This is a genomic window from Sulfitobacter sp. 1A15106, from assembly GCF_043556995.1.
In the GTDB taxonomy this organism is placed as follows: Bacteria; Pseudomonadota; Alphaproteobacteria; order Rhodobacterales; family Rhodobacteraceae; genus Sulfitobacter; species Sulfitobacter faviae.
In genome coordinates, this window is record NZ_JBIFFM010000009.1 from 189,669 (window position 1) to 199,222 (window position 9,554).

Annotated in this window: 11 protein-coding genes; 5 read left to right on the top strand and 6 right to left on the bottom strand. The window is 62.5% G+C overall.

What is annotated here, in order from left to right:
- Positions 1–14: 14 nt before the first annotated feature.
- Together ACGYKA_RS15080 and ACGYKA_RS15085 are read left to right on the top strand one after the other, a co-directional pair.
- Positions 15–611, top strand: coding sequence for a 2-hydroxychromene-2-carboxylate isomerase (locus ACGYKA_RS15080; protein WP_067262740.1), 597 nt, complete (start codon positions 15–17; stop codon positions 609–611).
- Positions 608–1,405 carry an alpha/beta fold hydrolase gene (locus ACGYKA_RS15085; protein ID WP_394411487.1) on the top strand — a complete coding sequence of 266 codons (798 nt, stop codon included), beginning with the start codon at positions 608–610 and terminating at the stop codon, positions 1,403–1,405. Before ACGYKA_RS15080 ends, ACGYKA_RS15085 begins: the two co-directional genes overlap by 4 nt.
- A gap of 4 nt (positions 1,406–1,409) precedes the next feature.
- Here the strand turns inward: ACGYKA_RS15085 and ACGYKA_RS15090 are convergent, their stop codons facing one another.
- The 6 genes from ACGYKA_RS15090 to ACGYKA_RS15115 form a co-directional block, all read right to left on the bottom strand.
- On the bottom strand, positions 1,410–2,444 hold the full coding sequence (locus ACGYKA_RS15090) for a threonine aldolase family protein (RefSeq protein ID WP_394417165.1): 1,035 nt from the start codon (positions 2,442–2,444) through the stop codon (positions 1,410–1,412).
- Positions 2,444–2,914: a YcgN family cysteine cluster protein gene (locus ACGYKA_RS15095; RefSeq protein ID WP_067262747.1), complete on the bottom strand. Its 471-nt coding sequence runs from the start codon at positions 2,912–2,914 to the stop codon at positions 2,444–2,446. The genes ACGYKA_RS15090 and ACGYKA_RS15095 overlap by 1 nt, the downstream gene beginning before the upstream one ends.
- Positions 2,911–3,843, bottom strand: coding sequence for a bifunctional riboflavin kinase/FAD synthetase (locus tag ACGYKA_RS15100; RefSeq protein WP_394411481.1), 933 nt, complete (start codon positions 3,841–3,843; stop codon positions 2,911–2,913). Before ACGYKA_RS15100 ends, ACGYKA_RS15095 begins: the two co-directional genes overlap by 4 nt.
- A 62-nt stretch (positions 3,844–3,905) precedes the next feature.
- On the bottom strand, positions 3,906–4,349 hold the full coding sequence (locus tag ACGYKA_RS15105) for a MaoC family dehydratase (protein WP_067267345.1): 444 nt from the start codon (positions 4,347–4,349) through the stop codon (positions 3,906–3,908).
- A gap of 89 nt (positions 4,350–4,438) precedes the next feature.
- Complete coding sequence (locus ACGYKA_RS15110) at positions 4,439–5,311, bottom strand: TIGR01459 family HAD-type hydrolase (protein ID WP_394417168.1); 873 nt, start codon at positions 5,309–5,311, stop codon at positions 4,439–4,441.
- Positions 5,312–5,361: 50 nt separating this feature from the next.
- Positions 5,362–6,282, bottom strand: a complete 921-nt coding sequence (locus tag ACGYKA_RS15115) for a manganese-dependent inorganic pyrophosphatase (protein WP_394411476.1) — start codon at positions 6,280–6,282, stop codon at positions 5,362–5,364.
- Positions 6,283–6,433: 151 nt separating this feature from the next.
- On the opposite strand from ACGYKA_RS15115, the gene ACGYKA_RS15120 reads away from it, so the two are divergent.
- The 3 genes from ACGYKA_RS15120 to groL all read left to right on the top strand — a co-directional run bounded on the left by ACGYKA_RS15120 (position 6,434) and on the right by groL (position 9,276).
- Positions 6,434–7,114 (top strand): DUF2161 domain-containing phosphodiesterase, encoded by a 681-nt coding sequence (locus ACGYKA_RS15120; RefSeq protein WP_394411473.1) that lies wholly within the window; start codon positions 6,434–6,436, stop codon positions 7,112–7,114.
- A 166-nt stretch (positions 7,115–7,280) separates the two neighbouring features.
- Positions 7,281–7,568: a co-chaperone GroES gene (gene groES / locus ACGYKA_RS15125; protein WP_067267338.1), complete on the top strand. Its 288-nt coding sequence runs from the start codon at positions 7,281–7,283 to the stop codon at positions 7,566–7,568.
- Between the two features lie 64 nt (positions 7,569–7,632).
- Entirely contained in the window at positions 7,633–9,276 is a 1,644-nt protein-coding gene (groL, locus tag ACGYKA_RS15130; RefSeq protein WP_067267336.1) for a chaperonin GroEL, read from the top strand.
- The last annotated feature ends 278 nt before the right edge of the window (positions 9,277–9,554 follow it).

The window sequence follows — 9,554 nt, forward strand, 5'->3', positions numbered from 1 at the left end:
CGAAGGAGAGCCAAATGGCCCGGATCGACTATTTTTTCGCAACGCTGTCACCCTATTGCTACCTCGCCGGGAATCGGCTTGAGGCGATTGCCGAAAAGCACGGGGCCGAGATCGTTTACAAACCTTTCGACATCGTGGCCGCTTTCCCGCGCACCGGCGGGCTGCCTCCGGCAGAGCGTCACCCCAGCCGAAATGAATACCGCGCTCAAGACCTGCCGCGGCAGGCGCGCAAGCTGGGCCTGCCGTTCAACCTCAAGCCCGCGCATTGGCCGACGAATGGCGCGCCTGCGGCCTATGCGGTGATCGCGGCGCAGAATGCGGGCGGGGGCGATTTGGGCAAGCTGACCCATGCCATCACCCGCGCGGTCTGGGCCGAGGAAAAGGACATCGGCCATGACGATGTGGTCCGCGCCTGTCTGAGTGAGGCGGGGTTCGATCCCGCACTGGCCGACAGCGGCTTGTTGCAGGGGGCCGAAACCTATGCCGCGAACCTTGAAGAGGCTGTCGCGCAGGGTGTCTTTGGTGCACCGTTCTATATCGTCGGGGATCAGAAGTTCTGGGGGCAGGACCGTTTAGAAGACCTCGACCTGCACCTCGGGGGCAAGCTGTGATTCCAGCGATTAACGCGCGCCGTTTTGGTCACGGCCCGCGCCCGGCCTTGGCGATCCATTGCTCGCTGGCGCATTCCGGCGCCTGGCGGGGCATCGGGGCCGCACTGTCGGATGAGCTGACCCTGCGCGCTTTCGACCTGCCGATGCACGGGCGGTCGGGCGATTGGGACGGGCAGGGGAATATCCACGACGTGGCGACCGAGATGGCGCTGAGCCTGCTCGAAGCGCCGATGGACCTGATCGGCCATTCCTTTGGCGCAACCGTGGCGATGCGGTTGGCGATTGAACATCCCGAACTGGTGCGCAGCATCACACTGATCGAGCCGGTCTATTTCGCCGCCGCCAAACAGGATGACCCCGAGGCGATGGCCGAATACAACGAACAGAACGCGGCCTTTGAGGCGGCTTTGGCCGGCGGCGACGCGGAAACCGCCGCGCGGCTGTTCAACCGCGTTTGGGGCGATGGCACGAAATGGGATCAAATCCCCGAGCCGACCCGCGCCTATATGGTCGATCGCATCGGCTTCATCCCCGCCTCTTCGCCCTTTTTGGGCGAGGATAGCGCGGGTTTGCTGGCGCCGGGCATGTTCGACCGCGCGTCGATGCCCGCGCTTTTGGTCGAGGGCAGCGCCTCTCCCAAAGCGGCCCATGCGATCAACGCGTCGCTGATGCGCCGCTTGCCGGACGCGCGGCGCGTCTCGGTCGAGGGGGCCGGGCATATGGTGCCCATTACCCATGCCGCCGAGGTCGCCGAGGCGATCCGCGATTTCCTGAAGGACGTGCCGCTGGCGTAAACGTCTAGAAGTGGCTTAGGAACTGGTCGATCCGCTCACGGCTGATCGACCAGTCGCAGACCATACGCGCCGCGACCATCTCGTCGTCATCGCCGTCGAGCGTGCCGTCCCACAGATAATAGCGCGCGCCCGCTTCATGCAGCTTGCGGTGAATGGCGCGGGGGAAGCGGGCGAAGATCATGTTCGCCGCAGGCTCATGCAGGAATTCCGCCCCCGCCGCGCGCAGCCCTTGGGCAAGATGGGCCGCATTGGCATTGGCCGCCTTGGCTGTTTCCAACCATGTGCCATCTGCAAGGTAGCCCGCCATCTGGGCCGAGAGATACCGATGTTTGGAGAAGAGATGCGCCCCGCGCTTGCGGCGCAACTCGAACTCCCATGCCTTCTTGGGGTCGAAGAAGACCACAGCTTCGACACCCATGCAGCCGTTCTTGGTGCCGCCAAAACTCACCACATCGACGCCCGATTTCCACGTCATCTCAGCCGGGGTGCAGCCCAAGGCCACCAGCGCATTGGCAAAACGCGCGCCGTCCATATGGACGGGCAGGTCGTATTCCTTGGCCACCGCGGTCAGCGCGCGCAGCTCTTCAAGGCTGTGCACCCCGCCGCGTTCCGTGACTTGCGTGATCGACACCGGGCCGCGTTGGGGTGTGTGCACATCGCCCGCCACCCGCGCGACGATGGCGCGGCGCAGCGCCTCGGGGGTCATCTTGTCCTCGGTCTCCACCAGCGTCAGCTTGGCCGCCCCGGCGTAGAACTCGGGCGCGTTGCACTCATCCTCTTCGATATGCGCGACCTTGGAACAGAAGATCGTCTGCCACGGCTGGGTGTAGCAGGCCAGCGCCAGCGCATTGGCCGCGGTACCGGTGGCGACGAGGTAGACCTCGGCCTCTGGCGCCTCGAACTGCTGCCTGATTTGGTCGCGGACCTCATCCATGATCGGGTCTTTGCCGTAGGGCATCGCGTAATCGGTATTGGCGGCGATCACGCGTTCCATCACCTTGGGGTGGACGGGACCGGCGTTGTCAGAGGCGAAAAACATCAGGTGGGCTCCTCGATAATATGGTCTTCCCATTCCTCGAACGGGGTATCAAATTCGGACACGGTATCAAATTGCACGCTGACCCCGGCGTCATGCACGCTGTCGGGCGTGCCGGTCTTAAGCGGGTGCCATTCAGGCAGCGGTTTGCCCTCCCACAGCAGGCGGTACGCGCAGGTTTGCGGCATCCAGTAGGCGTGTGTATCAAGGTTGTCGGGGCGCAGCACGATGCAGTCGGGCACGAATTCATGCCGGTTCTCGTAATGCACACAGCGGCAGCTGCTGTCGTCGAGCAGGCGGCAGGCGACGCGGGTCAGGGCCACTTCGCCGCTGTCTTCGTCTTCGAGCTTGTTGAGGCAGCATTTGCCGCAACCGTCGCAGAGCGCTTCCCATTCGGTCTGGGACATTTCCGTCAGGGGTTTCTTCTCCCAGAACTTCGGGGTCAGGCCCTTGCGGGGGATCGGATCGCTCATAACGCCGCCAGAATGGTCCGGGCGCGGTCGCAGTCCTGCCCCATCTGGGCGATCAGCGCATCGAGGCTGTCATACTTCTCTTCGCCGCGCAGATGTTCGACCAACCCGACTGAGAGAGGTGCGCCATAAAGGTCGCCTTTGAAGTCAAAGACATAGGTCTCGATATTGGCCTTGTTCTCACCGAACATCGGGCGGGTGCCGATGCTGGCCGCACCGTGGTAGCTGCCCTTATGCGGCCCCTCCAACACGTCGACCAGCACGGCATAGACGCCGAAGGCGGGCGGGTGCAGACCGTCGATGGACATATTCGCGGTGGGAAAGCCCAACTCGCGGCCACGCTGCTCGCCCGAGATCACGGGCCCATCGATGCGGTGCCAATGGCCCAGCATGGCGGCGGCCTCACGCGGCGCGCCGCGGGTCAGTGCTTCGCGAATGGCGGTCGACGACACGGTCAGCTCATCGCGGGCCATCAGCGGGGCGATGGTGACGCCAAAGCCATATTGCGCGCCGAAGCGGACCAGATCCTCAGCGGTGCCTTCGCGGCCCTTGCCAAAGCAAAAGTCAGCGCCGACGACCACATGGGCCAGCCCCAGCCCTTCGTGCAGCACGTCGCGGGCAAAGGCCTCGGGCGAGAGGCCCGCAAGCGTGCTGTTGAAGGCCAGTTCATAGAGCCGTTTGACGCCGATCTTCTCCAGCCGGTGCGCGCGGGCCTCGCGGCCCATCAGGCGAAAGGGCGGGGCGTCGGGGGCGAAATATTCGCGGGGATGCGGCTCAAAGGTAACGACGCCAAGCGGCGCGGCGGGGGCCGCCTGCTGCGCCAGTTCGATCACCGACCGGTGGCCAAGGTGGACGCCATCAAAATTACCGATCGCGGCGGTGGCACCGCGATCTGGCAGGTCGACGAATTGATAGTCTCGGATGATCCGCATGCGCCTTGCCTAGCCGTGCAGCGGGGCAAGAGCAAGATGCACAGGCGGCGAAAACCGCCCGCTCAGTCGAGCTTGGCCGAGGGCGCGAGCACCGTGGCCTCTCCGGCCAGCACGGGTTTGCCGTCGACCGTACAACGGCAGTCCATTTTCACGCGGCGTTTGGCGATGTCCATGTCGGTCACGGTGACTTCGGCCAGCACCATATCGCCGGGGCGCACGGGGCCGAGGAATTTGAGCGATTGCCCAAGGTAGATCGTGCCATGACCGGGCAGCTGTTCCCCGATTACCGCCGAGATCAGCCCGGCGGTCAGCATCCCATGGGCGATGCGCCCTTCGAATATCGTCTCGCGGGCATAGTCGTCATCCAGATGCACCGGGTTGCGGTCGGTCGAGACCTGCGCGAAAAGTTCGATATCCATATCGGTCACGACTTTGCGCAGATGGCGCGACATGCCGATTTCGATATCTTCGATGCAGATCGTCCCGCGTGGCATATTGTCCAACATGACGGCTCCTTGGTAACAAAGTGACGCTAAGCTGCGTCGAGTTGCAACTTTATTACTTCGCAGGCGCAGAAAATCAAGCTCTTTTTGGGTTAGCGCAGGAATCCGATGGCATAGGGCGGGGCCGATGCCTCGCGGTCGAGATAGGCGCGGAGTTTGGCTTCGTCGGGCTGCTCGGTCGTGGCGGTTTCCGCGGCGGCCAGTCCGCCGGTGATGAAGAGCGAATCGATGCCTTCGTCCATCGCGCCTTTGACATCCGTCAGGATGCCATCGCCGATGGCAAGGATGCGATTGTCGGGGATGTCGACCTCAAGCGCGGCAAGACGGCGGCGGGCGAGGTCATAGATCGGGGCGTGGGGCTTGCCGAAATAGAGGCTTTCGCCCCCCATTTCCGTATATAGCGCAGCCAGCGCCCCGGCACACCATTCGCGCACCTCGCCCCGGTCGACCACGATATCGGGGTTGGCGCAGAGCAGCTTCAGCCCGCGGGCGATGGCCTGCTCAAACTCGGGGCGCATGACTTCCGGGTCGGCCATGGCATCGACGGGGCCGGTGCAGACGATGCCCTCGGCCTGCGCCAGCGGGACGGTCTCGATCTCAACCGGGTCTTTCAAGATGGTCAGCGGCTCGAAAAACTTGCGCTCTCCGGGATGGCCGATGAACCAGACCTTTTCGCCCACGGCCCCCCGGAACATCGCCGACCGCGCGGAATCGCCGGAGGTGGCGATGCTGTCCCATGCGTCTTGCGGCACGCCGAATTGCTGCAACTGTTTCTCCACGCCTTCGCGGGGGCGGGGGGAGTTGGTGACCAAGACGACCTTGCCGCCGGTCTTGCGATAGGCCTGCAAGGCCGCCACCGCCGCGGGCAGCGCTTTGCGCCCGTCATGCACGCAGCCCCAAAGATCGACGAAAAGCGCGTCATATTGATCGGATACGTCGGGCAGGGCAGAGATAATGCGGGTCATGGGGCGGCCTTTCAAAAAGTGAGGGCGGGCACTGGGCCCGCCCGATTGGCTTACATCTTGAGGTTCGGGATGATCTGCTTTTTACGGCTCATCACACCGGGCAGCACGACCGTGTCGCCGGAGACCTCAGCGCCAAAGCTCTGCTCGGCAATATGTTTGACCATGTCGTTGGGCACCAAGAGGGTCGCCTCTTCTTTCAGAATGTCGACGATGAACAAAAGCACCTGCGCGGCACCGTCGGCTTCGGCCACTTTGGGCATCTCGGCCATCAGCGCGTCCTTACGCTCGAGCAGCGGCGCGGGGGAGGTGGTTTCCAACACGCTCACGCGCAGGTTGGTGCCGTCAAGGTCAAAGCCCTTGCTGTCCATGCGCAGCAGTTCCGCTTCGCTGAAGGCAGAGACATCGGATTTCGCGGCGAACATTTCGGTCGCATAATCCGTGATATCGACGCCGAGATCCTGCGCGATGTCATGGGCGATGGCGCGGTCTTCTTGGGTGGTGGTCGGGCTGCGGAACTCAAGCGTGTCCGACAGGATGCAGGACAGGGCCGCGGCCTTCACACCGCGCGGGGCCTGCGCCCAATCCTTGCCGATCATCTTGTACATGATCGTCGCGGTGCAGGCGAGCGGCTGGATGTTGATCTCGATCGGGCCGCGTGTCTCAAGCCCCGCCACCAGACGGTGGTGGTCGATGATGCCGGTGATATCGGCGTCATTGATGTTGTCGGGCAGTTCGGCGGGGTTGTTGGTGTCGACGATGACAACCTTGGTGTCGGCCTCAAGCTCGGTCAGGATTTCGGGCTTTTCGAGGTCCCATTTGTCGAGCACGAAGAGCGCTTCGGTATTCGGCTCGCCCAGCAGGACGGGTTTGGCTGGGATGCCTTTGATCTCATTAAGATACCACGCCCAAACGATCGGGCTGCCGGTGCTGTCGGTGTCGGGGGATTTATGGCCAAAAACAAGCGTTGTCATGGGGCGGTCCTGTCTGTTCGGGTGGATTTGCGCGCCTTATAGCAGGTTGAATAGGCTTGTCACCTGCGCGCGCTGCAATGCGGCATTGCGCGGCACTTTCAGACGCCGCCGCCCTTTGCATAGCGCCGCGCGATGGGGCAAGTTGCGCGCCATGAGCAATCCGCGCGAAACCGATCTTTACCTGCCGATCAAAGCCTTCCTTGAGGATCAGGGCTATGTGGTGAAGGCCGAGGTCGGCGCGGCGGATGTGGTGGCCGTGCGCGGGGCAGAGCCGCCGGTGGTGGTGGAGTTGAAGCTCGGCTTCTCGCTGGCCCTGTTCCACCAATGTCTGGCGCGGCTGAAAGTGGCGGATGATGTTTACCTTGCCGTGGCGCGCCAACCGGGCAAGCGCTTTGCCAAGGCGGTGAAGGACAACGTCACGCTGGCCCGGCGGCTGGGGCTGGGGCTGATCACCGTGCGGCTGTCGGATGGGCTGGTCGAGGTGCATTGCGATCCCGGTCCCTATGCGCCGCGCAAGAATGCCAAACGGGCAGCGCTGCTCTTGCGAGAGTTTGCCCGGCGGCAGGGGGATCCGAACGACGGCGGCCAGACCCGGGCGGGGTTGGTGACGGCCTACCGACAGGATGCGCTGAAACTCGCGGTCTACCTCTTCGAAGCGGGCGCCAGCAAAGGCGCGGATGTGGCCCGGGCGACTGGCGTCTCGGCGGCGACCCGCATGATGCGGGACGATCACTATGGTTGGTTTGAAAAGGTCGACAAAGGCATATACGGGCTGACCCCAAAGGGGGCCGAGGCTGTCGCGACTGCGGGGCGCATTTTAGGGGCCGAATAATGGTTCCAATGCGCTCAAAATTTTTCAACGCCGTTGTTGACAGGCCGCGGGCCGCTCCTTAGCTATGCATCGTTATCACTCACATGGGTCGAGTGCTAACGGCTACACCCCTCGCCCGGAGGGGGTGGCTTGGAAGAGTAACTTTGAGCCTTAAGGAGCTGCAAAGATGGCATTGAAACCGCTTCATGACCGTGTGCTGGTCAAGCGCACAGAAAGCGAAGAGAAAACCGCCGGCGGGCTGATCATCCCCGATTCCGCCAAGGAAAAGCCTTCCGAAGGTGAAGTCGTGGCTGTCGGCACTGGCGCCCGCAAAGACAACGGCGAGCTGATCGAAATGGCCGTCGCACCCGGCGACAAAATCCTGTTCGGCAAGTGGTCCGGCACAGAGGTCACCGTCGACGGCGAAGAAATGCTGATGATGAAAGAAAGCGACATCATGGGGATCATCGCGTAAGCCACTTGGCTTGCCGACCCTTTGAAGACGCTGACATCAATCCAAGATTTTAGGAGAAGACAACATGGCTGCTAAGGACGTCAAATTTGACACCGATGCCCGCAACCGGATGCTCAAAGGTGTGAACATCCTTGCCGATGCGGTGAAAGTCACACTCGGCCCCAAAGGCCGGAACGTGGTTCTGGACAAATCCTTCGGCGCACCGCGCATCACCAAAGACGGTGTATCCGTGGCGAAGGAAATTGAACTGGAAGACAAGTTCGAAAACATGGGCGCGCAGATGGTCAAGGAAGTCGCTTCCCGGACCAACGACGAAGCCGGTGACGGCACCACCACCGCGACCGTTCTGGCCCAAGCCATCGTGCGCGAAGGCATGAAATCGGTTGCCGCTGGCATGAACCCGATGGACCTCAAGCGCGGCATCGATCTGGCGACTGCCAAGGTCGTCGACGCGATCAAAGCCGCCGCACGTGACGTGTCCGACAGCGACGAAGTCGCGCAGGTTGGCACCATCTCCGCCAACGGCGAGCGTGAAATCGGCCGCCAGATCGCGGACGCGATGCAGAAAGTCGGCAACGAAGGTGTGATCACCGTCGAAGAGAACAAAGGTCTGGAAACCGAGACCGATGTCGTCGAAGGCATGCAGTTCGACCGTGGCTACCTGAGCCCCTATTTCGTCACCAACTCCGACAAGATGACTGTCGAGCTGGAAGACGCGATCATCCTGCTGCACGAGAAGAAACTGTCGAGCCTTCAGCCGATGGTGCCGCTGCTCGAGCAGGTGATCCAGTCCCAGAAGCCGCTTCTGATCATCGCCGAAGACGTCGAGGGCGAAGCCCTGGCGACCCTCGTCGTGAACAAGCTGCGTGGTGGTCTGAAAATTGCTGCTGTGAAGGCACCGGGCTTCGGTGACCGTCGCAAAGCGATGCTGCAAGACCTCGCGATCCTGACCGGTGGTCAAGTGATCTCCGAAGACCTTGGCATGAAGCTCGAGTCCGTGACCATGGACATGCTGGGTTCGGCCAAGAAAGTGTCGATCACCAAAGACGAGACCACCGTTGTTGACGGCGCTGGCGAGAAGGCCGAGATCGAAGCCCGGGTGGCTCAGATCCGTAACCAGATCGAAGAGACAACCTCCGACTACGACCGTGAGAAGCTGCAAGAGCGCGTTGCCAAACTGGCAGGCGGTGTTGCTGTGATCCGCGTTGGCGGCATGACCGAAGTCGAAGTGAAAGAGCGCAAGGACCGCGTCGATGACGCGCTGAACGCGACACGTGCCGCTGTTCAAGAAGGCATCGTCGTTGGCGGTGGTGTGGCTCTGGTTCAAGGCGCCAAGAAGCTGGAAGGCCTCACAGGCGACAACAACGACCAGAACGTCGGTATCTCCATCGTCCGTAAGGCGCTGGAAGCACCGCTGCGTCAGATCGCTGAGAACGCTGGTGTGGACGGTTCGGTTGTGGCCGGCAAAATCCGCGAAAGCGACGACCTGAAGTTCGGCTTCAACGCACAGACCGAAGAATATGGCGACATGTTCTCCTTCGGCGTCATCGACCCGGCGAAAGTGGTGCGCACCGCACTGCAAGACGCAGCTTCAATCGCAGGTCTGCTGATCACCACCGAAGCGATGGTTGCCGACAAGCCCGCCAAAGAGGGCGCAGCCCCCGCAGGCGGCATGCCCGACATGGGCGGCATGGGCGGCATGATGTAAGCCAGTCCTTTCGGCTAAGGTTCCGGAGGCGCGCCAGCAATGGCGCGCCTCTTTTCGTCTCGGGGGGCTTTGACTGGCGTTTATCCGGTTCTCATCGGGCTAACTGGGCAGCTCGACGATCCGCGCGTAGGTGTTAAGCATGTCGAGCGCATTGGCAAAGGTCTCTGACGGGTTCTCCTTCACGGTAAACCTCCGGCGACGCTTGCAGTTACCCATAAGTCTCTTGTGGCTGTGCCTCTGCGATACGAACGCCTTCGGCAAGATCAGCGAGGCGGGAT